We start from the raw sequence: 26,461 nt of genomic DNA on the forward strand, positions 1-26,461 counted from the left end.
GGCTTGCTACCCGCGAGTAGAAACACCTGTTGAGAGCGCTACCCTCTGCCCATGCCGTATTTGAAGCGTGACGGGGACGTGTTCGTGCTGTTCCTCGGGACCGAGGGCCAGACCATCGACAGCGAGAACCGCTTCCATCCCGACTGGATCACCGAGGTCCACGCGCTGCTCGACGAGGTCGAGGCGTCCGAGGGCCCGGCAGCTCTGGTGGTCACCGCTGACGGCAAGTTCTTCTCCAACGGCCTCGACACCGACTGGCTGTTCGGCAATTTCGACCAGAACTGCTGGTATCTGGACCGCGTGCACTCGCTCTACAGCCGCCTGCTGGCTTTCGGTCTGCCCACGGTCGCCGCGGTGAACGGGCACGCTTTCGGCGCCGGCGCCATGCTCGCCACCTCCTGTGACTTCCGGGTCATGCGCGCCGACCGCGGTTTCTGGTGCCTGCCCGAGGTGCACCTGGGTATGCCGTTCACCGTCGCCATGAACGCGCTGCTGACCAACCGGCTGGTCAATCAGGTCGCGGTGGAGGCCATGACCACCGGCCGCCGCTACGCCGCCGATGACGCCATCGTCGCCGGCATCGTGGATGCCAAGGCGGATGCTGACGTGTTGCTCGCCACCGCGATCGCGCGCGCCGACCTGCTCAAGGGCAACCGCAAGCCGAACCTGCCGGTCATCAAGCGCGCCCTGCACCAGCAGGCCCTGGCCGGGCTGGCCGTGGAGACCACCCCGGAAAACCTGGCCTTCAACCCGTAGGGTCGGTTCCTTCCGGTTCGCGGACCTGCTGCGACAGAGTTGCGCGGCAGTGCGAGACTGTTGGGATGTCACCATCGCGCAACGGCGATGACCGGAGATCCTGCGTACCGATCGGTCGGCACGACTCGTCCGTGTCGTCGTCGAGCGCTGCCGTGGCCTCGCCGGATCCGGCCCTGCTCGCCGCGGCCGACGCGGCCATCGCCGGATACCGCGACCAATTGATCGCCCTCTCCCATGACATTCACGCCGAACCCGAACTGGCCTTCGAGGAATTCCGCAGCGTCGCAAAGACAATCGAGCCGCTGCGGGAACGTGGATTCCGGATCGAATCCGGCGTGGCCGAGCTGCCGACCGCATTCACCGCCGAATACGGCAGCGGAGACCTGGTAGTCGGTATTTGCGCGGAATACGACGCGCTCCCCGAAATCGGCCACGCCTGCGGCCACAACATCATCGCCGCCGCCGGTGTCGGCGCGGCCCTCGGCCTGGCCGCGGTCGCCGACGCCTGCGGCATCACGGTGAAGGTGCTCGGCACGCCCGCCGAGGAGTCCGGCGGCGGCAAGGTGCTCATGCTCGACCGCGGCGTCTTCGACGATGTCGCCATGGCCATGATGGTGCATCCGGGCCCGGAAGATATCGCCGGTGCGCATTCCCTGGCCCTCGCCGATGTGTCGGTGCTTTTCCACGGCCGTGAATCGCATGCCAGCGCCGCCCCGCAATACGGGCGGAATGCCCTCGACGCGGTGACCGTCGCGCAAGTTGCTTTGGGTTTGCTACGTCAACATCTGCTGCCCGGACAGCAGCTGCACGGTATAGTCGGATCGGGCGGCGTAGCCCCTAATATCGTGCCCGGTCACGCGGAACTGCTGTATTACCTACGTGCGGTCGACTCCGCGACCCTCGATGATCTGATGCAACGAGCGTCGGCTTGTTTCGAGGCTGGTGCCCTGGCGACCGGATGCACACACGAAATCCGGAAGCTCGCGCCGACATATACCGAGCTCACTCCCGATAGCGGATTACTGTGTGCCTATCGCGAGCAGATAGTCGCACTCGGACGCGAGCCCATCGCCCCGGAATTCGAGGCGGCACGGCCGCTGGGCAGCACCGATATGGGCAATATCACCAACGTCATCGCCGGTATTCATCCGGTCATCGGCATCGATGCCGGGGGCGCGGTGACCCACCAGCCCGCGTTCGCGGCCGCCGCCGTGAACGCGTCCGCCGATCGCGCCGTCCTGGACGGGGCAACGGCATTGGCTCGCACAGCGATACAGATCGCAGGCGACAAATTGCACAGGGACAGGTTGTCGGAACGAGTCATTCAACGGCAGTTTCAGCGACAGGAGGACATTCGGTGAGCACAACCGGCCGGTCCGCGGCGCGCGTCAACGGACCACTGGCGGCGTCGTGCGTGAGCACGCAGACGCCGGCCGGCGCCGCGATGGAACCGGCGACCGGGCACGAGGCGGTGGAGTCCTGGCTCGCGGAGCACACGGACGACCTCATGGCGTGGCGCCGGCACATCCACGCCAACCCGGAGCTTTCCCGAACCGAGTTCGGCACCACCGAATTCGTGGAGTCGTGGCTGATCAAGGCCGGGCTCGAGCCGCGCAAGCTACCCAGCGGCACCGGCCTGATCGTCGATCTCGGCCCCGAGGGCCCGCGCATCGGCCTGCGCGCCGACATGGACGCGCTGCCGCTCCAGGAGTACACCGGGCTGCCGTTCGCCTCCACCGTGCCGGGCGTCTCGCACGCCTGCGGGCACGACGCGCACACCACGATTCTGCTCGGCACCGCGCTGGCGCTGGCCGAGATGGACGAGCTTCCGGTCGGCGTGCGGCTGGTGTTCCAGCACGCCGAGGAGGTCATGCCCGGCGGCGCTGTCGACATGGTCGCCGCGGGCGCCATGGAAGACGTCTCGCGCATGTTCGCACTGCACTGCGACCCGCGGCTGGAGGTGGGCCGGGTCGGCATCCGGGTCGGCCCGATCACCTCGGCCGCCGACACCGTGGAGCTGGTGCTGGACTCGCCCGGCGGCCACACCTCCCGCCCGCACCTGACCAGCGACCTGGTCTACGCCATCGGCACGGTCATCACCGGCCTGCCCGGCCTGCTCTCGCGCCGCATCGACCCGCGCACCAGCACAGTCATGGTGTGGGGCGCGGTGTCGGCGGGCAAGGCGCCCAACGCGATTCCGCAGACCGGCATGCTCACCGGCACCGTCCGCACCGGCGATCACGCCACCTGGTCGCTGCTCGAGCCCATGGTCCGCGAGATCGTCGAGGGCCTGCTGGCGCCGACCGGCGTGCGCTACCAGCTCAACTACAAGCGCGGCGTGCCGCCGGTCGTCAACGACGAGCAGGCCGTGCGCATGTTCGAGGACGCCATCCGCGGTCTCGGCCCCGACGCCCTCGCCGACACCCCGCAGTCCGGCGGCGGCGAGGACTTCTCCTGGTACCTGGAGGAGGTCCCCGGGGCCATGGCCCGCCTGGGCGTCTGGTCCGGTCAGGGCGAGCAGCTCGATCTGCACCAGCCCACCTTCGACATCGACGAGCGCGCCCTCGCCGCCGGTGTCCGGGTCTTCACCAACATCGTGTTGAACGGCTGACCCCGCACAGCAGAGCAGCCGGGCCGCGCTGGAAAGTGCGGCCCGGCTTCATGTTTCGGGTAACTACTTCGCCTTCTTGGCGATGTCGCCCCAGGCGTGCCAGCGGTCGATCTCGATCCAGGCCGAGACGCGCTTCTGGTCGCGGACGCCGTAGGGCCCGCCCGTGTAGTGCTCGGCGATGCGGTCGATGACCGCGGAGTCCGGGTCGTTCTCGAGGGACACGACGCGGCCCTGCACGCTGACGTGGCTGTACCAGTTGTCGCCGTCGGTGATGGTCAGGCTGACGCGCGGATCCTTGCGCAGGTAGTCCAGGCGCTTGCGGAAGTCGGCCAGGTTCACCAGGATTCGGCCGTTCTCGTACAGGTACCAGGTGGCGACCGAAACCGGCTGGCCATCGGGGCGGTTCGAGGCGAAGACCGCGGGGTTGGGGCGGGCCAGAAACTCGGCGATGGGCGCGGGCACGGGCGTGGTGGGCATCGTGTTCCTCTCGGACGGTTCGACAGATCGTTCCTGTCCCGCAACAGCGGTGCCGCACCGAATCTTCCGGCCGTGCCGCACCGCTCCGGAGCGGTGCGGCGGCGCTTCCCTACGGCCCGAAGGTGCCCGGGCCGACGTTCTTGCTGTTGCGGGTGCGTAGCGCGTGCGTGTAATCGCTTGGCGCGCCTGCCTTCTCGGCGGCGTCGGCGATGACGCCCAGGTAGCGCGCGGAGGGTAGTCCGCCCTCGTAGGCGTCCAGGACGTAGAGCCACGCCAGCACCGGCTCGCTGCCGGTGCCCGCGTTCGGGGTGACGCGCAGGCGGATCTTCTTGTGGATACCGAAGTCAGACCCCTCCCAGCGGTCGAGGCTCAGTTCGTCCTCACCCGGAACGTCGTAGAGCACCACGAAGACCCGTTGTCCGGCCTCTTCGACCACCGTCGCCAGCGGTCCCTCCCAGCCGATGTCGTCCCCGGCGAAGGTGAGTCGCCACCCTTCCAGCCAGCCGGTTCCGTACACAGGGGAGTGCGGACAGCGCTTGAGCATCTGCTCGGGATCCATGTTGGATCCATAGGCGGCGTAAATCGGCACCAGGAAAGCCTATCGAACAAACCCGGAAGACCATCCCCGATCCCGATCACAAGGCGGTTCGTGTGGGCCGGATCGGTAGCCGCCGGATCGCCGGAAAGCTCTTCCGCCCCGCTCGATGCCCGTTCTTCCTGCGGTGACGGGGAGTTCGCGCGCAACCCGTCATGACACGCCGCCTCCCCGAATGGGATGCGCCACAGTGCGAAAATTGTCCGGAGACTCGGTTAAAGCCGAGAGTAGCTGCGGGGATAACGTGGTAATCCGGCACCGGAGATCCCGGGCGCCGACCCTGAAAGCGGAGGAACAATGACCCGCATTGCGATCATCGGTGGCGGCCCCGCCGGCTATGAAGCGGCGCTGGTGGCGGCACAGCACGGCGCGCCGGTCACGCTGATCGACAGTGACGGCATCGGCGGCGCGTGCGTGCTGTGGGATTGCGTGCCGTCCAAGACCTTCATCGCCTCCACCGGCGTGCGCACCGATCTGCGCCGCGCCCGCGACCTGGGCATCACCGTGCATCCCTCGCAGGCGCAGGTCCGCCTGGCCGAGGTGAACTCCCGTGTGAAGGCGCTCGCGCAGGCGCAGTCCTCGGACATTCGCGCCAAGCTGCAGACCGCCGGGGTAACCGTGCTGTCCGGCTACGGCGAACTCATCGACCAGGCCCCCGGCCTGGCCACCCACCTGGTGAAGGCCACCCTCGCCGACGGTCAGGAGCGGGTCATCGAGGCCGAGGTGGTGCTCATCGCCACCGGCGCCAGCCCGCGCGTGCTGGCCGGCGCGGAACCCGACGGAGAGCGAATCCTGAACTGGCGCCAGCTCTACGACCTCAAGGAGCTGCCCGAGACCCTGGTGGTGGTCGGCTCGGGTGTGACCGGCGCCGAATTCGTCTCCGCCTACACCGAGATGGGCGTGCAGGTGAAACTCGTGTCCAGCCGCGACCGCGTGCTCCCCGGCGAGGACGCCGACGCCGCCCTGGTGCTGGAGGAGGCGCTCGCCGAGCGCGGTGTGGAGCTGGTCAAGCACGCCCGCGCCGACGCGGTGGAGCGCACCGCCGAGGGCATCGTGGTGAAGCTGTCCGACGGCCGTAACATCACCGGCACCCACGCGCTCATGACCGTCGGTTCCATCCCGAATACCAACGGGCTGGGCCTGGAACGGCTCGGGATCGAGCTGGACAAGGGTGGATACCTGCGGGTGGACCGGGTTTCGCGCACCACCGCGCCGGGCGTCTACGCGGCCGGCGACTGCACCGGCCTGCTGCCGCTGGCCTCGGTGGCCGCCATGCAGGGCCGCATCGCGATGTACCACGCGCTGGGTGAGGGCGTGCAGCCGATTCGCCTGAAGACCGTTGCGTCCGCGGTGTTCACGCGCCCGGAGATCGCGACCGTCGGCGTCTCGCAGACCGCCATCGACAATGGCGAGGTCCCGGCCCGCACCGTCATGCTGCCGCTGAACACCAACCCGCGGGCCAAGATGTCGGGCCTGCGCCGCGGTTTCGTGAAGATCTTCTGCCGCCCCGCCACCGGCGTGGTGATCGGCGGCGTGGTGGTGGCCCCGATCGCCTCCGAGCTGATCCTGCCGATCGCGCTGGCGGTGCAGAACAACCTCACGGTGAACGATCTGGCGCAGACCTTCTCGGTGTATCCGTCGCTCACCGGATCGGTCACCGAGGCCGCGCGTCAGCTCATGCGGCACGACGATCTGGACTAGCCCAACGTGTTTCGGACCCCTTTGTCACCGGCCCGTCTTGCTGCCTTGTCTCCCTTGTGATTAAGTTCGCGGCGGAAGCGATCGGCAGGGCGGTCGCGAGCGTTACGTAACGGGGGGTTCTCAATTCTCCTCCGATGTGAGGCTCTTCGATGCCCCGGAGCGATCGTGCCGCCGAGGGACGAAGGAATTGAGCGAAACGTGAAGCACCGCAAGCCGAGTCGGATCAAGGCGAGCACCTCCCTGACGCTGGCCGGTGCGGCCGCGGTGGTGTCGCTGCTGTCCGCGCCCGCCAACGCCGCCCCCGCCGACCCGGGCGCGGTCCCGGCGGATCAGCAGCAGCCCGACGGCACCCAGCCGACCACCGAGACGCCGGCCCCTGACGCCAAGGCGCAGGTCGTGCCCGCGCCCAAGCCGGAGAACGTGCAGCCGGGCACCACCAAGCCGCAGCAGAGCCAGCCGGGCGTCACCACCCCGACCACGCCGAACACCCCGGCGCCGGACAACGGGGCGGCCAAGCCGGACACGGGTCAGCCGCAGGGCGCGACTCAGGACGGCACCACCCCCAAGCCGGATGCCAACGCGCCCAAGAGCGATCAGAACGTGCAGCCGGCGGGCACCGACCCGCAGCAGCCCAAGTCGGTGCGGCCCTCGCAGCCGGGTGTGACCGTGCCGCGCGTGGCGCCGCTGCCGGTGCCGGGTCAGTCGACCCAGGCCCAGCCCGCGGTGACCACCCCGCAGCCGAACCAGCCGGGGCAGCAGACCCAGCCGGGCCAGACCCCCTCGGGTCAGCAGGGCACCCAGCCGGTGAAGCCGAACGACCAGAACGCGCAGCCGGCCGTCACCACCCCGAACCAGGACCCGGGCGTGGACACCATGACCGGCCAGCCGACCGTCACCCCGCAGCAGCAGCCGCACTGGCAGTCGCCCGCGGTGGACGCCGCCCCGGCCGCGCCGGTGGTCGAGATGACCGGTCCGCACACCGAGCTCGGCGTCAACCTCGACGGCGGCGCGGTGCTGCCGGGCTGGGCCGCCAACACCCACCACTTCAGCAATCTGGACGGGTACGTCGGCACCATCGGCTACACCACCCCGAGCGGCATCGGTGAGGCCGGTATGTCGCTGGACTTCACCACGGTCAACCAGATCAAGGTGACCGCGTTCGCCGGCAACGGCCCGGACAACGACCAGAAGATGGAGTTCGTGCTGGACACGGCCGCGGCCAACAAGGCCAAGGCCGATGCCGAGAACTTCATCCGGCTGATGCCGGGCGGCGCTACTGTCCTGGAGGCCGCGGCCCAGATTGGTAAGCTCCCCGAGGGTGACCGGCCGTCGCAGACGGTCGACGTCGCCGGGGTGACCGCTCAGGTGGGCGGCTCGGTTCAGTACTGACAGGTCCTTCGGGGACCGACGCGGTCCCGGCAGGGGCAGCGTTGTCGCGTGGGGCGGTCGGGAGCGACCGCCCCCACGTGTCTGTGGCGAAAGGACGGGTGATGGTTTCGGGCAAGGACGAATCCGCCGACCGTCAGGTATCCGAGGGCGGGCGACCGGAATCGACCGGGCAGCCGGATTCCGGATTCGGGCCCTCGCTCAACGATTTCGGGCCGTCCCTCAATGATTTCGGCCCGTCGCTGAACGACTTCGGTCCCGCGCCCGCCGCCGACGCCCCGGGCTGGATGCCCGCGCCCGGCCCGCAGAGTCCCGATCTGGCCTGGCGTCCCGCGGGCGCGCCGCCGCAGTTCCGCGCGCCGGACGCGTGGCAGCCGGTCACCGGTCAGTACCCGCCCGTCAACGGCATGTCCACGGGCCAGTATCCGGCCGTGGCCGCCACCGGAGAGCCCGCGAGTACCGCGGATGTCGAACAGACCGTGAGAATCCCGCCTGGCGGGTCGCACGCGGCCGGCGTGGACGCGCCGACCCCGCCGCGCGGCCCCGAGCCGGCCGGATCCGCCGGCGCCGATCCGGCGGCCGTCGAACGGAATTCGGCGGGCGACGACGAGACCGCCGAGCCGGACCGGCCCGCGGATTCCTGGTGGCGCTCCGCGCCCAGCGGCTTCCCGCCCGTGCCGCCGTCGGAATCGGCTGCTGCCCAGGAGGAGTCGCTGTCCTGGGCCGACGATCCGATCGCCAAGGCGCTGGCGCCGAAAACCCCGGTGCCGCAGAGCAAGCCGGAATCCGAGGGCCCGCCGTGGCGCCGGATCGGGCTGATCGCGGGCGCGGTGGTCGTCGTGCTGGCGGTGGCCGGCGGTGCGGTCTTCGCCATCACCCGCGGCAAGAGCGATTCCTCGGTCGCCGGCGCCACCACCGTCGGCGCGTCCCTGCCCACCGACGCCGCGCTGAGCTGTCCGGCCAAGCAGGACGGCAAGCTCACCATCGGCAACGGCGCGGGGGGCAACGGCAGCGGCGTGGACGCGATTCTCGGCTTCGAGCACGCCTTCTACGTGGACCGCAACGGCGCCAAGGCGCGCACGTTCGTGGTGCCCGAGGCGACGACGGTGCAGCCCGCCGATGTCATCCAGCACAAGGGCATCGATCTGCTGAAGCCCGGCACCACCTACTGCCTGAAGATCGTGGAGATCGCGCCCGAGTCCTACACCGTGGACATCACCGAACATCACGCGGACGGCACCACCGACGTCTACGGCGAGCACATCGCCACCACGGTGCGTGACGGTAAACACCTGATCCTGTCGATCGAGTAGCGGACCTGGGCCTCTCGGGTCCGGGTGGCCGGTCCACCGGCGGTGAAGTGGACATTTCGTCCCATGATTTGGGAATGGGATTTCATATCCTGGTAGCCGTGTGACATGGTGGAATTTCGCATACCCCGGCCTCGCCTTCGGAGGTGTTTCATGTCCGCGACCTTCCCGCCCCTCGCACGGCGTCTCGACGGCCTGCAGAGCTCGGCGATCCGTGACCTGCTCAAGCTCACCTCGCGCGCGGACATCATCAGCTTGGCCGGAGGTTTGCCGGACGCCGAACTCATGCCCCGCGATCGCATCGCGGTAGCCGCCGACGCGGCGCTGTCCGACCGCTCCCGACTCCAGTACACCGAGTCCCCGGGCTGGGGTCCGCTGCGCGAGGTGCTGGCCGCCCGTGAGTCCGGCCGGCTGGGCCGCGCGGTCCCGGTCGAGCAGATCTTCGTGACCCACGGCTCGCAGCAGGCGCTGTCGCTGCTGTCGGAGGTGCTGCTCGATCCGGGCGCGCTGGTCGTCGTGGAAGATCCCGCGTATGTCGGTGCGCTGCAGGTCTTCCGGGCCGCCGGTGCCCGCATCGTGGCGGTGCCCCTGGACGCCGAGGGCATGTGCCTGGACGCCCTGCGTGAGCTGCTGGCGGCGGGGGAGCGGCCCGCGGTGGTCCACACGGTCAGCAACTTCCACAATCCGGGCGGGGTCACCCTGAGTCCCGAGCGCCGCGGTGAACTCGCGAAGCTGGCCGAGCAGTACGGCTTCTGGATCATCGAGGACGACCCGTACGGCGAACTCTGGTTCGACCAGCCCTCACCCGCGCCGGTGGCGAACTACTCGCCCAACGCGATCCGCCTCTCCAGCGCCTCCAAGATCCTGGCGCCGACCCTGCGCGCCGGCTGGATGATCGCGCCCACGCAGGTCTGCCGCGCGGTGGAACTGCTCAAGCAGGGCGCGGACCTGTGCGGTTCGGCGCTCACCCAGCAGATCACCGCCGACCTGCTCGCCGACACCGAGTGGCTTGCCGCCCATGTGGATTCGGTCCGTCAGGTCTACGGCACCCGGGCCAAGGCTCTCGTCGGCGCCATGCGCGCCCGCTTCGGCGACCGGGTGTCCAGCACCGACGCCGCCGGCGGCATGTTCGTGTGGGTCGACTTCACCGACGGCACCGACACCTCCGCCCTGCTGCCGCGTGCCCTCGACGCGGGCGTCGCCTACGTTCCGGGCAACGCCTTCGCCGTCTCCACGGATTACACCCACTCGATGCGGCTGTGCTTCACCACCTCCGACGAGGCGACGCTGACCGAAGCCGTCGATCGGCTGGCCGAGGCTCACGCCCAGTCGTAGGTGCGCGCCACCGCCTTGTTCCACTCGCTCAGCAGGCGGTCGCGGTCGGCGGCCGGCATGGCCGGGGTCCAGCGTTTGTCCTCGGCCCAGTTGGCGCGGATGTCCTCGGTGGAGGACCAGTAGTCCACCGCGAGACCCGCCGCGTAGGCCGCGCCCAGGGCCGTGGTCTCGGTGACGACCGGCCGGACCACGGTGGCGTCGAGGATGTCGGACTGGAACTGCATGAGCAGTTCGTTGACCACCATGCCGCCGTCGACCTTGAGGGTCACCTTCTCGACGTCCAGGCGCTGGGCGTCGGCGTCGGCGCGCATGGCGTCGATGACCTCGCGGGTCTGAAAGGCGGTGGCCTCCAGCACGGCGCGGGCCAGATGGCCCTTGGTGACGAAGCGGGTCAGGCCCGCCACGACACCGCGCGCGTCGGGCCGCCAGCGCGGGGCGAACAGACCGGAGAACGCCGGGACCACGTACGCGCCGCCATTGTCGGCGACAGTGCGGGCCAGCGGTTCGATCTCCTCGGCGGTGGAGATGATGCCCAGATTGTCGCGCAGCCACTGCACCAGCGAGCCGGTCACCGCGATGGAACCCTCCAGCGCGTAGACCGCCGGCTGCTCGCCGAGGCGGTAGCAGACGGTGGTGAGCAGCCCGTGCGCACTGAAGACCGGGGTGGTGCCGGTGTTCATGAGCATGAAATTGCCGGTGCCGTAGGTGTTCTTGGTGTCTCCGGGGGACAGGCAGGCCTGACCGAAGGTGGCGGCCTGCTGGTCGCCGAGAATGCCCGCCACGGGTACCCCCGCGAGCGCGCCCGTGGTGATGGGCGCGTAAACCTCCGAGCTGCTGCGGATTTCGGGCAGCATGGCCATGGGCACGCCGAATTCGGCGCAGATCGCCGGATCCCATTGCAGCGTGCGCAGATCCATCAGCATGGTGCGCGAGGCATTGGTGACGTCGGTGATGTGCAGTCCGGTCAGGTTCCACAGGATCCAGCTGTCCATGGTTCCGAAACACAGTTCCCCGGCCTCGGCCCGCTGCCGCGCACCGGGCACGGTATCGAGGATCCAGCGCAGCTTCGGCCCGGCGAAGTAGGTGGACAGCGGCAGGCCGGTGCGGGCGGCGTAGCGGTTCGGGCCCTGGTCGCCGGCGAGCTGCACGGTCAGATCGGCGGTGCGGGTGTCCTGCCAGACGAGGGCGTGGTGAATGGGCTTGCCCGTCGCGCGCTCCCAGACCACGGTGGTCTCCCGCTGATTGGTGATACCGGCGGCGGCCACCTCCGCGGCGCCGATGTCGCAGCTCCGCAAGGCGTCGGCGATCACCGATTCGGTATTGCGCCAAATGGATTCGGGATCGTGCTCCACCCATCCGGGCCGCGGGAAGATCTGTTCGTGTTCCCGCTGAGCGACTCCGGCGATTCGGCCCTGATGATCGAAGATGATGCAGCGACTCGACGTCGTGCCCTGATCGATGGCGGCCACATAGCGACGCATTGATCGAGGCTAACCGACCGGACCTATGGCTGTGGGCTACGGTAGCGCTGGGTAGCCGAAAATTAGCCCGGAGGAGTCTCGCATGACGAATCAACCGCGATCGCAGTTCCTCGGCCCCGAGCAGCGCGAGGCTGCCTGGGGACGGCTCGGCAAGGACACCTTCGACGTCATCGTGATCGGTGGCGGCGTGGTCGGCGCGGGCATCGCCCTCGATGCCGCGACCCGCGGTCTGGAGGTCGCCCTGGTCGAGGCGCGGGATCTGGCCGCGGGCACGTCCAGCCGGTCATCCAAGATGTTCCACGGTGGCCTGCGCTACCTGGAGATGATGGAATTCGGACTGGTCCGTGAGGCTCTCCGGGAACGCGAGCTGGCCCTGTCCACGCTGGCGCCGCACCTGGTGAAGCCGCTGAAATTCCTCTACCCGCTCACCCGCCTCGGCTGGGAACGCCCCTATGTGACCGCCGGGCTGGTGCTCTACGACACCATGGGCGGCGCGAAATCGGTTCCCGGACAGCATCATCTGACCCGCTCGGCAGCGCTGCGCCAGGCGCCCGGCCTCAAGCGGGACGCTCTCACCGGCGGCGTGAACTACTACGACACCGTGGTCGACGACGCCCGCCACACCATGACCGTGGCCCGCACCGCCGCCCACTACGGCGCGGTCATCCGTACTTCGACCCGGGTGACCGGCTTCCTCAGGGAGGCGGACCGGGTGGTCGGAATCAAGGTGCGCGACACCGAGGACGGCCGCACCTGCGAGGTACGCGGCAGTGTCGTCATCAACGCCACCGGCGTGTGGACCGACGAAATCCAGTCGCTCGCACAGCAACGCGGCCGATTCCATGTGCGCGCGTCAAAGGGTGTGCACATCGTGGTCCCGCGCGACCGCATCGCCAGCGACACCTCGCTCATCCTGCGCACCGAGAAGTCCGTGCTCTTCGTCATTGCCTGGAGCACCGACCACTGGATCATCGGCACCACCGACACCGACTGGAACCTCGACCTCGCGCACCCGGCCGCCACCAAATGCGATATCGACTACTTGCTCGAACACGTCAACAAGGTGCTGGTCACCCCGCTCACCACCGGCGACATCACCGGCGTCTACGCGGGCCTGCGGCCGCTGCTCGCGGGGGAGAGCGACGAGACCTCCAAGCTCTCCCGGGAACACGCGGTGGCCCGCATCGCCCCCGGCCTGGTCGCCATCGCCGGCGGCAAGTACACCACCTACCGGGTCATGGCCTACGACGCGGTCGACGAAGCGGCACAGGATATTCCGCGGCGCGTGCCGCCCACCATCACCGAGAAGGTGCCCCTCCTCGGCGCGGACGGCTACCACGCGCTGATGAACCAGACCCCGCACCTGGCCGAGAAATACGGCGTCCACCCGTACCGGATCCAGCATCTGCTCAACCGCTACGGCTCGCTCATCGACGAGGTGCTCGGCCTGGCCGACGGCAAACCCGAACTGCTGCAGGCGATCACGGACTCACCGGGCTACCTTCGGGTGGAGGCCGTCTACGCGGCCGCCGCCGAGGCCGCCCTGCACCTGGACGACATCCTGGCCCGCCGCACCCGCATCTCCATCGAATACGCCCACCGCGGCGTCGATTCCGCCGACGAGGTGGCGCGGCTGGTGGCCCCGGTGCTGGGCTGGTCCGAGGCCGACATCCTGCGCGAGGTGGAGGTCTACACCGCCCGGGTCCGGGCCGAGATCGAATCCCAGACCCAGCCCGACGACGCCTCCGCCGACGCCCTGCGCCTGGAGGCCCCGGAGGCCCGGCGGCAGGTGCGGGACCCGGGTCAGCGCACCAGCCTGTAGTTGAACTCGGTGGTGCCCAGAGCGCCCATCAGCCGCACCCACAACGGCAACATCATCTCGGTGCCGCGGGCGGTGCTGATGTCGCCGAGGTCGATGATGTCGTGCCAGCCGAACTCGCGCAGCAGGCCGCTCACCGTCTCCTTGGCCTCGGCGTCGTTACCGGAGACGAAGATGGTGTGCTCGCCGCCCGCCACCCGGTCCGGGTGCGCCATCAGCTCGGCGGTCACCGTATTGAGCGTCTTCACCACCCGCGCCTCGGGGAACGCCCGCTGCACCTGCTCGCCGACCGAATCCGTATTGCAGATCGTGAGGAACGGCGGGAGGCCCTGGGAGAAGTCCAGCGGATTCGAGAGGTCCACCACCACCTTGCCCGCCAGATGCACCGCCCCCGCCCCGGACAGCGCGGCCACGCTGGCCTGCCCCGCCGTCGCATTGATGATCAACTCCGCCCCGGCGGCCGCCGCGGCCGCGGCGGCCAGCGGCGCCGGGAACGGCTCCTCCGACCGCCCCATCGTGGCCTCGACATCCCGTGTCCCGATCACCACGTCATGTCCCAGTTCCACCAACCGCGCCGACAATGTCCGCCCGACCGCCCCGGTGCCCAGGATTGCGATTCTCATGCCCGCAACCCTAGGCCCGGAAACCGGGCACGCGAACGCATTTCGGCAGCGACGAATCGTGCCGCGCACGTGAAAAATCGGGCCACGGGGGCCGTCAGCGGTGGGGCGGCTGACAGCGGGGACAGAAGTAGATGCCGCGTTCGGCCCGGCCGGCGTGCGCGTCGTCACCGAGCAGATGGACGACCAGGCTGGTGCCGCACCGGGGGCAGGGGCGGCGCTGGCGGCCGTAAGCCAGTGCGCGCCAGGGCGGCTCGTGCGCGGCCTTGACCAGCACGCGGTGCGCCTCGTCGACCAGGGCGGGCAGGTCCTCGATCGCGCCGACCGGGGCGGCGGGGTGGACCCGGCGCAGGAAGCAGATCTCACTGCGGTAGATATTGCCGATGCCGGCCAAGTTGGTCTGGTCGAGCAGCGCCAGGCCGATCGGCCGGTCGGGGTCGGCGGACAGGCGGCGGACCGCCTCGGCGGGATCCCAGTCCGGGCCGAGCAGGTCGGGACCGAGATGATCGGTCGCGGTGCGCTCCTCGGCCCGCCGGAGCACCTCGACCAGGCCCAGCGAGAAGCCGACCGCCTCCGCGTCGGCGGTGGCCAGCACCAGCCGGGCGGTGAAACCCGGCCTGGTCCAGCGCTGTCCGGGCGCGTAGACCCGCCACTCGCCCTCCATCCTCAGGTGCGTGTGGATGCTCAGGTCCGCGGTGCGGACGAACAGGTGCTTGCCGTAGGTGCCGACGCTCTCGACCTCCCGGCCCGCCAGATCGAGCGTCGCGTAGCGCGGCACCCGGAAGTCGCTGCGGGTCAGCACCTTGCCCGCCAACGCCTTTCGGAGGCGGTTGGCGGTGAGGAAGACGGCATCGCCCTCAGGCATGCGGGCTCACGGGCGGCTGCTGCGGGTTCACGGACGACCCCCGCGGCTCACGGGCGGCTCCGTAGCCGGAAGCCCTTCGGCGTCGCCGCGAACCCGGCCTCGGTGAGGAAACCCGCGAAGGTGTTGCCGTGCACCGACTCCCCGTTCACCCGGTCGATGACCAGCGAGTCCACCCGGCGGTCGTGGACCAGCCCGGCCAGGGCGGTGGCCGCCGCGGTCCGCACCGCCGGGTCCTCGGTGAAGGTGAGCAGGGTCTTGCCGCCCCGCTCCAGATACAGCGTGAGTTCACCGCCGACCAGGACCACCAGCGCACCCGCCTTGCGACCCGGGCGGTGTCCCGCACCCTCGGCGGCCGCCTTGGGCCAGGGCAGCGCCGCGCCGTACGGGTTCGCCGGATCACAGGCCGCCAGCGCGACCGCGGCGCCGACCGGCTCGTGCGAGAAGCCGTCGCCCGCCGCGCGCGTGCGATCGGTGTCGAAGGAACGCAGGCGGTCCACCACATCGGTGGTCGAGAACTGCGCGCCGCCCAGGGAATCCACGAAGTACCCGCGCCGGCAGCGGCCGCGATCCTCGAACTCGGTCAGCACCCGGTACATGAGCGCGAAACCGCCCGGCACGCCCTCGCTCTGCACCGAGCCGCGAGTCAGCACCCCGTACCGCTCCAGCAGTACGTCGGCGGTGGCGTGGGCGCGAATCGTGGTGTCGGCCACCCGTTCCGGCAGCAGCGACCAGCGGCCCGACACCTGTGGTGACGCGGTGCGGGCGGGCATGCCGGTGCGCGGCAGGTACATGCGCCCGCGCGGGGTGCGGCGCGGCGTCCGGTGCGCGGTGGTGGTGCGGGCGGTGCCGGCCAGCAGGGCGCGTACGGGAGCGAAGGTGTCGCCGCCGATGTGCCCGGCCCACACCAGATCCCACAGCGCGGCGGTCACGGCGGCCTCGTCCTCGGAGCCGGCGCTGTCGAGCAGCTGCCGGAAGAAGTACGCGCCGCCGGTATTGCCCGGCACGACCTGATACTCGCCTTTCGGCAGCGCGATGCCGAGCGGCCCCGAGCCCCCGCCGTCGAAGTTGCCGAGGCCCACGGTGGTTCCGGTGTTCGTGGAGCCGGCGGTTCCTCCGGAGCCCGGGCCCGTGCCGACGGTGCCGCCGATCACGGTGGCCCCCAACGTCGTCAGCACTCCGATGTGCCGCTCCGTCAGATCGATGTCGTCGGGCGGCGGCAGCGTCAGCCCGGCCTGCTCCGCGGGATGCAGGGCGATCCAGCCGTCCTTGGCGGTGATCGACCCGTGCCCGGACCAGATCACCTCGCCGGTCGCCATGAGCTCGTCCAGCATGGCGGGGGCGTAGTCGCGCACCCGCAGCGGCAGGATCAGCGACTCCCAGGCCGAAGCCGGGATCGGCACGCCCGCAAGCTGTTCCACCACAGCGGCGACACCGTCCACGCCGCGCAGCTCCCCGCTGCCCACATGCTGCCAGGACGGCAGGAAGCGGCCCAGCGCGGCGGTCGCGACCGGTTCCACCTCCTTGCGGGCGGCGGCCAGCGAGCGTCGGCGCAGGCGGCGCAGCACCTCACTGTCGCACCACTCCGCGCCCGCCGCCCCGGGCGTGAATTCGCCCTCCACCACGCGCTTCTCGAGCGCGAGCCGGTGCAGCGCGGTGGCCGCCACCGCCGGGCCGAGCCCGAAGCGATGCGCCGCCTGGGTGAGGGTGAACGGCCCGTGCGTGCGCGCGTAGCGGCCGACCAGATCGCCCAGCGGATCGGCGACCGGTTCGATGAAGGCCGCCGGAACCCCGATGGGCAGCGGCACGCCGAGGGCGTCCCGCAGCCGCGACGCGTCCTCGATGGCCACCCACCACTGCGCCCCCGCGAAGGAAACCTCCAGTGCCCGGCGCGATTTCACCAGTTCGGCGAACCACTCCCGCGGTTCGGCCACGCACCGCTCGGCGGCCTCCTCCGCCGTCAGCGGACCCAGCAGCCGCAGCAGATCGGCCAGCCCCTCCATATCCCGCGCCTGCCGTTCGGGTGTGAGCCGCTGCAGTTCCCGCTCGGTCTGCTCCAGCACCCCGGCATCGAGCAGCTCCCGCAGCTCGACCCGGCCCAGCAGTTCGGCCAGCAGGCTGGAATCCAGGGACAGCGCGGCCGCCCGGCGTTCGGCGAGCGGGCTGTCGCCCTCGTACATGAACTGCCCGATGTAGTCGAAGAGCAGCGAATTCGCGAACGGCGAGGGCGCGGCCGTCTCCACCTCGACCAGCCGGATCTGCCGGCGCGCCACCCGGCCCAGCAGGTCCCGCAGCGACGGCAGGTCGTAGACGTCCTGCAGGCACTCCCGCACGGTCTCCAGCAGGATCGGGAACTCGGGGAACTTGCGCGCCACGTCCAGCAGCTGTGCCGCCCGCTGCCGCTGCTGCCACAGCGGCGCGCGCTTGCCCGGATCCCGCCGCGGCAGCAGCAGCGCCCGCGCCGCGCACTCCCGGAACCGCGACGCGAAAAGCGCGGAGCCGCCGACCTGTTCGGTCACCAGATCGTCGATCTCATCGGTCTCGAATACGAACAGCTCGGCCCCCGGCGGATCGTCGGTGGTGTCCGGCAGACGCACCACGATCCCGTCGTCCGACGGCGTGGGCGCGGCGTCCACCCCGAACCGCTCGCGCAGCCGGGCCGCGACCGCCAGCGCCCACGGCGCGTGCACCGGAAGCCCGTAGGGCGAGTGCAGCACCACCCGCCAGTCGCCCAGTTCGTCCCGGAACCGCTCCACCACCAGGGTCTTGTCGGTCGGCAGCTGCCCGGTGGCCTCCCGCTGCTCGGCGAGCAGCGCCACCAGGTTCGCCGTCGCGTTCTCGTCCAATCCGCCCTGCAGGGCGACGGTTTCGACCTCCGAGTCCGGTGCGGACTTCTTCGAGCGCGCGGTCTTCTCGACCTCCTGCCCGGCGTGCCGCACGAATTCGCCCAGGGCCGCACCCAATTCGGCCGGGCGTCCGAGCGAATCGCCGTGCCAGAAGGGAAGCCGGCCCGGCAGGCCGAAGGCCGGCGTCACCAGCACCCGGTCGAAGGTGATCTCCTCGATCCGCCAGCTGGTCGCGCCCAGGGCGAAGACGTCCCCGACCCGGGACTCGTAGACCATCTCCTCGTCGAGTTCCCCGACCCGGGAGGCCTTCTCGCCCACCATGAACACCGGGAACAGGCCGCGATCGGGAATCGCGCCGCCCGAGGTCACCGCCAGCCGTTGCGCGCCCGGCCGGCCGGTCAGCGTCCCCGCGTCGCGATCCCACACGATGCGCGGCCGCAGTTCGGCGAATTCGTCGGAGGGGTAGCGGCCCGCCAGCAGATCCAAGACCGACTCATAGGCCGAACGCGGCAGCCCCGCATAGCTTCCCGTGCCGCGCACGGTCTCGAACCAGTCGTCGGCGTCGAGGGGTTCCAGCGCGCAGGCCGCCACCGTCTGCTGGGCGAGAATGTCCAGCGGATGCGCGGGCACCCGCAGTCGCTCGATCTGCCCGGCCGTCATGCGCTGCGATGCCACCGCGCAGTGGATGACATCGGTCCGGTGCTTCGGAAAGATCACGCCCCGCGAGATCTCGCCCACCTGATGGCCGGCCCGTCCCACCCGCTGCAATCCGGAGGCCACCGACGGCGGCGCCTCCACCTGCACCACCAGATCCACCGCGCCCATGTCGATGCCGAGCTCGAGGCTGCTGGTCGCCACCACGCAGCGCAGCCGCCCGCTCTTCAGGTCGTCCTCGATGAGCGCGCGCTGCTCCTTGCTCACCGACCCGTGGTGGGCGCGCGCGAGCAGTGTGGTGGCACCGTGGATCACCTCCGTGGACGCGCCCAGCTGCGCGGGCGGGGCGTGCTCGGTCTCTACCGTCTCCCCGATGCGCGCGGCATACGCCTCGTTGAGCCGCGCCGTGAGCCGCTCGGACAGGCGCCGCGAATTCGCGAACACGATGGACGAGCGATGCTCGAGCACCAGATCCACGATGGCCTCGTCCACGTGCGGCCAGATCGAGCCCGGCTGATCCGAATCCTCCGCGCCCGCATCGGGTTCGGTCATGTCGGCCACCGGCACCCGCACCGACAGATCGAAGGTCTTGGGCGCGGGTGGCGCGACAATGCTGATGGGCGCGCTCCCGACCAGGAACCGCCCCACCTCCTCCGGCGGCCGCACCGTCGCCGACAGCCCGATCCGCTGGGCGGGCCGTTCGAAGCGCGGGGAGGCGGAGCACAGGCGGTCCAGTCGCGCCAATGAAAGCGCCAGGTGCGCACCGCGTTTCGAGCCCGCGATGGCGTGCACCTCGTCCACGATCACCGTGTGCACCGCGCTCAACGTCTCCCGTGCCGCCGAGGTCAGCATGAGGAACAGCGATTCCGGCGTAGTGATCAGAATGTCCGGCGGCGTGCGCTGCATGCTGCGCCGATCCGAGGCGCTGGTGTCACCCGAGCGCACCCCCACCCGGATCTCCGGCGCGGCCACGCCCAGCCGCTTGGCCGTCTGTGTGATCCCCACCAGCGGCGCCCGCAGGTTCCGCTCCACGTCCACGGCCAGCGCCTTGAGCGGCGAGATGTAGAGCACCGATGTCTTGCGCGGCCCCTCGGCCGGTTCCCGGGTGGCCAGCCGGTTGATGGCCCACAGGAACGCCGACAGCGTTTTGCCCGACCCGGTGGGCGCGATGACCAGCGTGTGCTGCCCGGCCGCGATCGACTCCCACGCCCCGAGTTGCGCGGCCGTCGGCGCGGGGAACGCACCGTCGAACCACTCTCGGGTGGCGGGTGAGAACCGATCCATGACCCCCAGTCTGCACCCGCACACCGACAAGACTCCGCCTGCCCGGGCCGCTTCCGGCCGAGGTCGCGGCACCCGTGGCCGGTGCGGGAGCGAAGGGCGGGCAATCGTGATACGCCCTCCAGCGCCGCGCGTAGGCTTCGGACCGTGCAGAAGGTGCTCCGACTCGACCTGGTCAGTCACGGTATGACCGAGGCGATGCGCAAAGCACGATTCCCGGTCGACGAACCCCTGACGGAAGCGGGCCGCCGCGCCGTCTCCGCCTGCGGCCGCCTGAGCGCCGCCCGGGTCGTCACCGCCCCCGAGCGCCGCACCATCGAAACCGCCACCCTCATGGGACTCACGGGCGACGAGGACGACCGACTACGCGATCTCGACGCGGGGGCCTGGCGCGGCGGCGAACTCATGTCCGTGCCGAAGGAAGACCTCTACCTCTGGCTCACCGACCCCGGCTTCCGCGGTCACGGCGGCGAGGCGGTGGTCGACGTCATCGAGCGCACCGGGGAATGGCTCGCCGATATCGCCCTCGACGGCGAACCCACCATCGCCGTCACCCACCCGGCGGTGGTTCGCGCCGCCCTTCTGGTCACCCTCGACGCGCCCGCGAAGTCGTTCTGGCGCATCGATGTTCCGCCCGTGAGCGTCACCCGGCTGCACTATCGCGGTGAATGGACCCTGCACTTCAGTTCGTGATCAGCTCGCGCTGCCACTCGCGATGAGCATGGCGCGCACGGCGTCGGTGATCAGCCGGGCCGGCAGGCTCGGGTCGATGGCACGCTGAATGCCAAGTCCCAGACCGAGACCCAGCACCGCGGTGGCCGCGTCGCCGGCCGGCATCGGCAGGCGCATGCCCATGGAATCGGCCAGCGATTGCAGCTGGGCGGCGACCGTGCCCCTCACCAGGCTCAGGCTCGACACCAGCGCGGCCTGCAGCGCCGGATCGTCACGGGCCACGATGGCGAACTCGAATTCCAGCATGGTCCAGCCGACGTCGCCGAGGGTGCGCTCGGCCCAGTCCTGGAACCGGTCGAGCCGGGCCTCGAGCGTGTCCTCGCCCGCGAGCAGCTCGCTGACCTCCCCGAACTTGGTCTCGTGAATGAGCGCCAGCACCTCGAGGCAGAGCGCTGATTTGGTCCGGAAGTTCGAGTAGACCGCGCCCTTGGAGTACCCGGCCTCCTCGGCGACCCGTTCCAGGCTGGTCTTGGCGTACCCGTCCGTCAGGAACATCTCGCGCGCGGTGGCGAGCAGGTCGGCGCGGGTGCGCGCCTGGCTCTCGGTCCTGGTCAGTCGTGCCATGGCGACGATTCTATGTACTCCAGGATTTGGGATACCGACGGTATGTGAATACTGCTAGTGTGCGAAACCATGAGTAACGGGAACGGATCACCGCGACGTGGCCTCGCCATCGGCTGCGGCGGCACCGTCGGTATGGCCTGGATCGTCGCCGCCCTCGCCGCGGTACAGAACGTGCTCGACTGGGATCCGCGCACGGCCGACGTCATGATCGGCACCTCGGCGGGCGCGGAGGCGCTGACCATGCTGGGCAGCGGCATCGGCGTGGACGAGCTGGTCGCCATGCAGCGCGGCACCTCCGCCGATCCGATCCTCACCGCCCACATGCGTTCGGAGCCGGGGCGATTCCCGCCGCTGCCGCGTCCCGGCCTGGGCGCGCCCGGTCGTGCGGTCCGGGAACTGCTGGCCCGTCCCGGAAATGGTCATGCCCTGCTCACCGCGGGCAGCGGGTTGCTGCCCCAGGGGGCCGGCGACCCGGCCTGGCTCCAGCGACTGGCCGAACGCCTGAACCCTGGCCGGGACTGGGTCCAGCACCCGGCGACCTGGCTGGTGGCCATGGACAATGCCAGCGGTGAGCGAGTGGCCTTCGGCTCCCCGTCGGCGCCGGACGCGAATCTCGGTGCGGCGCTGCGGGCTTCGTGGGCGGTTCCCGGCTGGTTCCCGGCCGTCCCGATCGCGGGCCGGCACTTCATCGACGGCGGCGCGGCCTCCACCGCCTCGGCCGACCTGCTCATCCCGGCCGGGCTCGACGAGGTCGTGGTGCTCGCCCCCATGGCCTCCACCGGCCGCCTGCCCGTCACCGGCCCCGGCCACTTCCTCGAGCGCCAGCTGCGAAACCGTATGAGCGAGAAGCTCGATGCCGAGATCGCCCTGCTGCGCGCCGGCGGCGTGCGGGTGCTGCGCGTCGACGCCACAGCCGAGGATCTCGCGGTCATGGGCCCGAACTTCATGGACGGCCGCCGCCGCCTCGACACCTTCGAACACAGCCTGGGCAGCACCCGCCGCCAGGTCGAGCAGGGAGAGTTCAGATGAGCATCTTCGGAAACGACTACCCCGCCATCGAATTGCGCGGCGCCCGGGTCCTGATCACCGGCGCGGGCCGCGGAATCGGGCAGTGCACCGCCGAGCTGTTCGCGAGAAGGGGCGCCCGGGTCGCCATCGCCGACGTGGACACCGCCGCCGCCCGGGCCGCCGCGGCTGCCCTGGACGCCAGGGCTTTCGAGCTCGACGTGCGCGACCGCACCCGGTGGGACAAGGTCGTGGCCGACTTCGGCCCTGTCGACATCCTGGTCAACAATGCGGGCGTCATGCCCGCCGGCGCCTTCCTCGACGAACCGGACACGGTGGGCCACACCACCATGGACGTCAATGTCTGGGGTCTCATCCACGGCATGCGCGCCGTCGTCCCCGGCATGATCGAGCGCGGCCGCGGGCACGTGGTGAACGTGGCCTCGCTGGCCGGGAAGATCCCGATCCCGGGCCTGGCCGTCTACAACGCCAGCAAGTTCGCGGCCGTGGGCCTCTCGGCCGCGACGCGTCTGGAGTTCGCGCCGCGTGGCGTCAGCGTCAGCTGCGTCATGCCGTCGGCCGTGCGCACCCGCCTGTCCTCGGGCCTGGCCCTGGGCGGCGGCATGCCCACCGTCGACCCGGAGGACGTGGCCGTAGCAGTGCTCGGCACGGTGCGTACCCGCCGCGCCGAGGTCGCCGTCCCGAACTTCCTTGGCCCCATCGATGTCGCCCTGGCCGCAGCGCCCGAGCCCGCGGTTCGCCTGGTGCGCAGGCTCTTCAACGGCGACCGGGCACTGCACCCGGCCGACGAGCAGCTGCGCTCTCGCTACGAGGAGCAGGTGCGCGCCATCGGCGCCGACGAGTAGCCGGCCCGGTCACTCGAACCGAATGCCCTGCGCCAGTGGCAGTTCGGTGGAGTAGTTGACGGTGTTGGTGGCCCGGCGCATGTACGCCTTCCAGGAATCCGACCCGGATTCCCGGCCGCCGCCCGTCTGCTTCTCACCGCCGAACGCGCCGCCGATCTCGGCCCCCGAGGTGCCGATATTGACATTGGCGATGCCGCAGTCCGAGCCGTCCGCGGCCAGGAAACGCTCCGCCTCTCGCTGGTCCCGGGTGAAGATCGACGACGAAAGTCCCTGCGGCACAGCGTTGTGCAGCTCGATGGCGGTATCCAGATCGCGATAGCCGAGCACGTAGAGGATCGGCGCGAAGGTCTCCTCCCGCACCACCGCGGTCTGCGCGGGCATGCGCACCACGGCGGGCCGAACATAGAAGGCGTTCTCGCCCGGCCCCTCGACTCGCTCGCCACCGCAGACCAGTTCACCGCCGTCGGCCAGCGCCCGCTCCAGCGCCGCCCGCATACCGTCGTAGGCCCGCTCGTTGATGAGCGGCCCGACGAGAACGCCCTCCTCCAGCGGATTGCCCACGCGCAGTTGGCGGTAAGCCGTCGAGATCCGATCCAGCAGCGGCGCAGCCACATCCACGTGCGCGATCAGCCGACGCAGCGTCGTGCAGCGCTGACCCGCGGTCCCAGCGGCCGCGAAAACGATTCCCCGCGTGGCCAGTTCGAGATCCGCCGACGGGGTCACGATCGCCGCGTTGTTGCCGCCCAGTTCCAGCAGGCAGCGCCCGAACCGCGCCGCCACCCGTGGCGCGACCTGCCGTCCCATCCGCACCGAACCGGTCGCGCTCACCAGCGCCACGCGCGCATCGTCCACCAGCTGTTCGCCGATCGCCGCCGGACCCTGAATCAGCTGGTGCACTTCGGGATCCGCGCCCACCTCCCGCGCCGCCCGGCGCAGCAGCGCGTGGCACGCGAGCGCGGTCAGTGGCGTCGCCTCCGACGGCTTCCAGACCACAGTGTCCCCGCACACCAGGGCGACCGCGGTATTCCACGCCCACACCGCCACTGGGAAGTTGAACGCCGAGATCACCCCGACCACCCCGAGCGGATGCCAGGTCTCCATGAGCCGGTGCCCGGGCCGCTCCGACGGCATGGTCCGCCCGTAGAGCTGCCGCGACAGCCCGATCGCGAACTCGCAGATGTCGATCATCTCCTGGACCTCGCCGCGCGCCTCCGCGCCGATCTTGCCCGCCTCCAGGGTGACCAGTTCGCCCAGCTCGTCCTGGTGCGCGGAGAGCAGCGCGGCCAGCCGCCGCACCACCGCGGCCCGCTGCGGCGCCGGCACCGTGCGCCAGCTTCGGAAGGCGGTCTCGGCGCGCGCGATGGCGGCGTCCACCGCGGCGGAATCGCTCGCGCGCAGCGTGATCAGCTCACCGCCGGTGATCGGGGTGCGCGCCGAGAGTTCACCCGGTTCGGGCGTGTCTACCCCGAGCCGTTGCAGCAGCTTCTCCGTGCGCTCACGAAGCTCACGGGTCGCCCCGTCGGTCAGTGCGTGACTCATTACATGCTCCAGGTTGGGTTCCGTCACCGAGTTCGGTTCGCTGCGTTAGCCTTCGCTGATGGCGGATACACCGGCGAAACTTGTACTCGACGACATCGATCGACTGCTGATCCGTGAGCTGATCGCCGATGGCCGCGCCACCCTGTCCAATCTGGCCGAGAAGGCCAACCTTTCGGTGTCCGCGGTGCAGTCTCGGGTGCGGCGGCTCGAGGCGCGGGGCGTGATCCGCGGCTACACCGCGAATGTCGACCCCGAGGCGCTGGGCCAGATGCTGTCGGCTTTCGTCGCGATCACTCCTCTCGACCCCTCGCAACCCGATGACGCACCCGCACTGCTGCAGCACATTCCGGGTATCGAAGCCTGTCATTCGGTCGCCGGCGATGAGAGCTACATGCTGATGGTGCGGGTGGCCTCGCCCAGGCACCTGGAGCAGTTGCTGCAGGAGATCCGCGCGACGGCCAATGTCAGGACGCGTAGCACCATCATTCTGCAGACATTCTATGACAAGTAGCCGCGCCACGGCCGCACACATTCGCGTGTCGACCCAGTCACGGACGTAATTATTCCGGAACTTGTGGGCCTTGCCGTAAAAGTTCATTTACGCTGGGTGGTGTGACCCTCGAACTCGATCGGCTCGGGGCGGCTGCCGAAACCACCCTTGTCACCCCCGCCCGGGTGCATGAGATCCTGTCGGCGAGCATTCTCGCCGATGGCTTCGACCTGGTACTGGACCTGAGTGAATCCCGTGGCCGCCGGCTCGTGGACGCCCGCGACGGCACCGCGTACCTGGACATGTTCGGCTTCTTCGCATCCTCCACGCTGGGCATGAACCACCCGGCCCTGCTGGGCGACAAGCACTTTCTGGCCGGCCTCACCACCGCCGCGCTCAACAAGCCCAGCAACTCCGACATCTACACCGTCGAAATGGCGCGCTTCGTAGACACTTTCGTGCGCGTGCTCGGCGACCCGCGGCTACCGCACCTGTTCTTCATCGACGGCGGCGCCCTCGCCGTCGAGAACGCCCTCAAGGCCGCCTTCGACTGGAAGTCCCGCCACAACGAAATGCACGGGCGCCCAGCCGAACTCGGCACCAAGGTGCTCCACCTGACCGGCGCCTTCCACGGCCGCACCGGCTACACGCTCTCGCTCACCAACACCGACCCGGTCAAGACCGCGCGCTTCCCCACGTTCGACTGGCCGCGCATCGACACCCCGTACACCGGACCCGATCACCCCGACATCGAGGCCGCCGAACGGCACGCCCTCGACCAGGCCCGCCGCGCCTTCGCCGAAAACCCCTACGACATAGCGTGTTTCATTGCCGAACCCATCCAGGGCGAGGGCGGCGACCGGCATCTGCGCCCGGAGTTCCTGCGCGCGATCCAGGACCTCTGCCACGAACACGACGCGCTGTTCATCCTCGACGAGGTGCAGACCGGCGTCGGCATGACCGGCAGCACATGGGCCTACCAGCAGCTCGGTCTCGCGCCCGACGTGGTCGCCTTCGGTAAGAAGACCCAGGTCTGCGGCATCATGGCGGGTGGCCGGGTGGACGAGGTGCCCGACAACGTCTTCCACGTCGGCTCGCGCCTGAACTCCACCTGGGGCGGCAACCTGGCCGACATGGTCCGGGCCCGCCGCGTCTTCGAGGTGATCGAGCACGAGGATCTGGTGGGCCGCGCCCGCGAACTGGGCCCGTACCTGCTCACCCGGCTGACCGAATTGTCCACCGCCCATGCGGAAGTCACCGATCCGCGCGGCCGCGGGCTGATGTGCGCCATCACCCTCGCGACCCCGGAGCTCCGTGACGACGTGGTGAACCGGCTGCGGGAAGAGGAGCGCGTCCTGATCCTCGGCACCGGTGAACGCGGCATCCGCTTCCGGCCGCCGCTGACGGTAACCAGGGCGGAGCTGGACGAGGCCGTGGACGCGCTCGCACGCGTATTGGATTGAGCCGCAACCCGGACCGGCAACGGTCCGGGTTGTCCGTGTTTTCTCGATAGTCGCCTTTGTCCGAAGCG

21 protein-coding genes are annotated in these 26,461 nt (G+C 70.2%); 13 read left to right on the plus strand and 8 right to left on the minus strand.

The window, feature by feature from the left end; genetic code table 11:
* Positions 1-51 precede the first annotated feature (51 nt).
* The 3 genes from ON33_RS05240 (at position 52) to ON33_RS05250 (ending at position 3,367) form a co-directional block, all read left to right on the plus strand.
* Positions 52-756: an enoyl-CoA hydratase/isomerase family protein gene (locus tag ON33_RS05240; protein WP_040855754.1), complete on the plus strand. Its 705-nt coding sequence runs from the start codon at positions 52-54 to the stop codon at positions 754-756.
* Between the two features lie 173 nt (positions 757-929).
* Positions 930-2,117 carry a M20 family metallopeptidase gene (locus ON33_RS05245; protein ID WP_040855846.1) on the plus strand — a complete coding sequence of 396 codons (1,188 nt, stop codon included), beginning with the start codon at positions 930-932 and terminating at the stop codon, positions 2,115-2,117.
* Positions 2,118-2,200: 83 nt separating this feature from the next.
* Positions 2,201-3,367, plus strand: a complete 1,167-nt coding sequence (locus ON33_RS05250; protein ID WP_040855849.1) for a M20 family metallopeptidase — start codon at positions 2,201-2,203, stop codon at positions 3,365-3,367.
* A 63-nt stretch (positions 3,368-3,430) separates the two neighbouring features.
* Here ON33_RS05250 and ON33_RS05255 read toward each other — a convergent pair whose 3' ends face one another.
* Both ON33_RS05255 and ON33_RS05260 read right to left on the minus strand, forming a co-directional pair.
* Entirely contained in the window at positions 3,431-3,844 is a 414-nt protein-coding gene (locus ON33_RS05255) for a PPOX class F420-dependent oxidoreductase (RefSeq protein ID WP_040855757.1), read from the minus strand.
* 109 nt (positions 3,845-3,953) lie between these two features.
* Complete coding sequence (locus ON33_RS05260; protein WP_040855759.1) at positions 3,954-4,433, minus strand: gamma-glutamylcyclotransferase family protein; 480 nt, start codon at positions 4,431-4,433, stop codon at positions 3,954-3,956.
* 303 nt (positions 4,434-4,736) lie between these two features.
* Between ON33_RS05260 and ON33_RS05265 the strand changes: the two genes are divergently transcribed.
* The 4 genes from ON33_RS05265 to ON33_RS05280 all read left to right on the plus strand — a co-directional run bounded on the left by ON33_RS05265 (position 4,737) and on the right by ON33_RS05280 (position 10,171).
* On the plus strand, positions 4,737-6,140 hold the full coding sequence (locus ON33_RS05265; RefSeq protein WP_040855761.1) for an NAD(P)H-quinone dehydrogenase: 1,404 nt from the start codon (positions 4,737-4,739) through the stop codon (positions 6,138-6,140).
* A gap of 198 nt (positions 6,141-6,338) precedes the next feature.
* Positions 6,339-7,529: a hypothetical protein gene (locus tag ON33_RS05270; protein WP_051151664.1), complete on the plus strand. Its 1,191-nt coding sequence runs from the start codon at positions 6,339-6,341 to the stop codon at positions 7,527-7,529.
* A 101-nt stretch (positions 7,530-7,630) separates the two neighbouring features.
* Entirely contained in the window at positions 7,631-8,839 is a 1,209-nt protein-coding gene (locus ON33_RS37955; RefSeq protein ID WP_051151665.1) for a DUF8176 domain-containing protein, read from the plus strand.
* A 150-nt stretch (positions 8,840-8,989) separates the two neighbouring features.
* Positions 8,990-10,171, plus strand: coding sequence for an aminotransferase-like domain-containing protein (locus ON33_RS05280; protein ID WP_040855763.1), 1,182 nt, complete (start codon positions 8,990-8,992; stop codon positions 10,169-10,171).
* Here ON33_RS05280 and glpK read toward each other — a convergent pair.
* Entirely contained in the window at positions 10,156-11,652 is a 1,497-nt protein-coding gene (gene glpK, locus ON33_RS05285; protein WP_040855765.1) for a glycerol kinase GlpK, read from the minus strand. The genes ON33_RS05280 and glpK overlap by 16 nt on opposite strands.
* A gap of 82 nt (positions 11,653-11,734) precedes the next feature.
* Between glpK and glpD the strand changes: the two genes are divergently transcribed.
* Positions 11,735-13,474: a glycerol-3-phosphate dehydrogenase gene (glpD, locus tag ON33_RS05290; RefSeq protein ID WP_040855766.1), complete on the plus strand. Its 1,740-nt coding sequence runs from the start codon at positions 11,735-11,737 to the stop codon at positions 13,472-13,474.
* On the opposite strand, the gene ON33_RS05295 is transcribed toward glpD, so the two are convergent.
* The 3 genes from ON33_RS05295 to ON33_RS05305 form a co-directional block, all read right to left on the minus strand.
* Complete coding sequence (locus ON33_RS05295; protein ID WP_040855768.1) at positions 13,456-14,094, minus strand: NADPH-dependent F420 reductase; 639 nt, start codon at positions 14,092-14,094, stop codon at positions 13,456-13,458. The two genes, glpD and ON33_RS05295, sit on opposite strands and share 19 nt — an antisense overlap.
* A gap of 94 nt (positions 14,095-14,188) precedes the next feature.
* Positions 14,189-14,956, minus strand: coding sequence for a DNA-formamidopyrimidine glycosylase family protein (locus ON33_RS05300; RefSeq protein WP_040855770.1), 768 nt, complete (start codon positions 14,954-14,956; stop codon positions 14,189-14,191).
* Positions 14,957-15,003: 47 nt separating this feature from the next.
* The gene (locus ON33_RS05305) at positions 15,004-19,737 is read right to left on the minus strand and encodes an ATP-dependent helicase (protein ID WP_040855772.1); all 4,734 of its coding nucleotides are present in this window, start codon (positions 19,735-19,737) and stop codon (positions 15,004-15,006) included.
* A gap of 144 nt (positions 19,738-19,881) precedes the next feature.
* Here ON33_RS05305 and ON33_RS05310 point away from each other — a divergent pair, with 144 nt between their 5' ends.
* The gene (locus tag ON33_RS05310) at positions 19,882-20,427 is read left to right on the plus strand and encodes a histidine phosphatase family protein (protein ID WP_040855773.1); all 546 of its coding nucleotides are present in this window, start codon (positions 19,882-19,884) and stop codon (positions 20,425-20,427) included.
* On the opposite strand, the gene ON33_RS05315 is transcribed toward ON33_RS05310, so the two are convergent.
* Complete coding sequence (locus ON33_RS05315) at positions 20,428-21,030, minus strand: TetR/AcrR family transcriptional regulator (protein WP_040855775.1); 603 nt, start codon at positions 21,028-21,030, stop codon at positions 20,428-20,430.
* Positions 21,031-21,099: 69 nt separating this feature from the next.
* Here ON33_RS05315 and ON33_RS05320 point away from each other — a divergent pair, with 69 nt between their 5' ends.
* Both ON33_RS05320 and ON33_RS05325 read left to right on the plus strand, forming a co-directional pair.
* A complete protein-coding gene (locus tag ON33_RS05320; protein WP_040855853.1) occupies positions 21,100-22,059 on the plus strand; it encodes a patatin-like phospholipase family protein in 960 nt (319 codons plus the stop codon).
* On the plus strand, positions 22,056-22,901 hold the full coding sequence (locus ON33_RS05325) for an SDR family oxidoreductase (RefSeq protein ID WP_040855777.1): 846 nt from the start codon (positions 22,056-22,058) through the stop codon (positions 22,899-22,901). Before ON33_RS05320 ends, ON33_RS05325 begins: the two co-directional genes overlap by 4 nt.
* 9 nt (positions 22,902-22,910) lie before the next feature.
* On the opposite strand, the gene amaB is transcribed toward ON33_RS05325, so the two are convergent.
* Positions 22,911-24,440 (minus strand): L-piperidine-6-carboxylate dehydrogenase, encoded by a 1,530-nt coding sequence (amaB, locus tag ON33_RS05330; RefSeq protein ID WP_040855779.1) that lies wholly within the window; start codon positions 24,438-24,440, stop codon positions 22,911-22,913.
* A 58-nt stretch (positions 24,441-24,498) separates the two neighbouring features.
* Here amaB and ON33_RS05335 point away from each other — a divergent pair, with 58 nt between their 5' ends.
* Both ON33_RS05335 and lat read left to right on the plus strand, forming a co-directional pair.
* Entirely contained in the window at positions 24,499-24,951 is a 453-nt protein-coding gene (locus ON33_RS05335) for an Lrp/AsnC family transcriptional regulator (RefSeq protein ID WP_040855781.1), read from the plus strand.
* A gap of 101 nt (positions 24,952-25,052) precedes the next feature.
* A complete protein-coding gene (gene lat, locus ON33_RS05340; RefSeq protein ID WP_083868611.1) occupies positions 25,053-26,393 on the plus strand; it encodes an L-lysine 6-transaminase in 1,341 nt (446 codons plus the stop codon).
* The last annotated feature ends 68 nt before the right edge of the window (positions 26,394-26,461 follow it).

This window comes from Nocardia niigatensis NBRC 100131, assembly GCF_000308655.1.
GTDB classification, from domain to species: Bacteria; Actinomycetota; Actinomycetes; order Mycobacteriales; family Mycobacteriaceae; genus Nocardia; species Nocardia niigatensis.

Bases quoted from the DNA above. Each gene is read 5' to 3' on its own strand.
- ON33_RS05240 (WP_040855754.1), top strand. From the start codon at position 52: ATGCCGTATTTGAAGCGTGACGGGGACGTGTTCGTGCTGTTCCTCGGG.
- ON33_RS05250 (WP_040855849.1), top strand. From the start codon at position 2,201: ATGGAACCGGCGACCGGGCACGAGGCGGTGGAGTCCTGGCTCGCGGAG.
- ON33_RS05255 (WP_040855757.1), bottom strand. From the start codon at position 3,844: ATGCCCACCACGCCCGTGCCCGCGCCCATCGCCGAGTTTCTGGCCCGC.
- ON33_RS05265 (WP_040855761.1), top strand. From the start codon at position 4,737: ATGACCCGCATTGCGATCATCGGTGGCGGCCCCGCCGGCTATGAAGCG.
- ON33_RS37955 (WP_051151665.1), top strand. From the start codon at position 7,631: ATGGTTTCGGGCAAGGACGAATCCGCCGACCGTCAGGTATCCGAGGGC.
- ON33_RS05280 (WP_040855763.1), top strand. From the start codon at position 8,990: ATGTCCGCGACCTTCCCGCCCCTCGCACGGCGTCTCGACGGCCTGCAG.
- glpK (WP_040855765.1), bottom strand. From the start codon at position 11,652: ATGCGTCGCTATGTGGCCGCCATCGATCAGGGCACGACGTCGAGTCGC.
- glpD (WP_040855766.1), top strand. From the start codon at position 11,735: ATGACGAATCAACCGCGATCGCAGTTCCTCGGCCCCGAGCAGCGCGAG.
- ON33_RS05295 (WP_040855768.1), bottom strand. From the start codon at position 14,094: ATGAGAATCGCAATCCTGGGCACCGGGGCGGTCGGGCGGACATTGTCG.
- ON33_RS05300 (WP_040855770.1), bottom strand. From the start codon at position 14,956: ATGCCTGAGGGCGATGCCGTCTTCCTCACCGCCAACCGCCTCCGAAAG.
- ON33_RS05305 (WP_040855772.1), bottom strand. From the start codon at position 19,737: ATGGATCGGTTCTCACCCGCCACCCGAGAGTGGTTCGACGGTGCGTTC.
- ON33_RS05315 (WP_040855775.1), bottom strand. From the start codon at position 21,030: ATGGCACGACTGACCAGGACCGAGAGCCAGGCGCGCACCCGCGCCGAC.
- ON33_RS05320 (WP_040855853.1), top strand. From the start codon at position 21,100: ATGAGTAACGGGAACGGATCACCGCGACGTGGCCTCGCCATCGGCTGC.
- ON33_RS05325 (WP_040855777.1), top strand. From the start codon at position 22,056: ATGAGCATCTTCGGAAACGACTACCCCGCCATCGAATTGCGCGGCGCC.
- amaB (WP_040855779.1), bottom strand. From the start codon at position 24,440: ATGAGTCACGCACTGACCGACGGGGCGACCCGTGAGCTTCGTGAGCGC.
- ON33_RS05335 (WP_040855781.1), top strand. From the start codon at position 24,499: ATGGCGGATACACCGGCGAAACTTGTACTCGACGACATCGATCGACTG.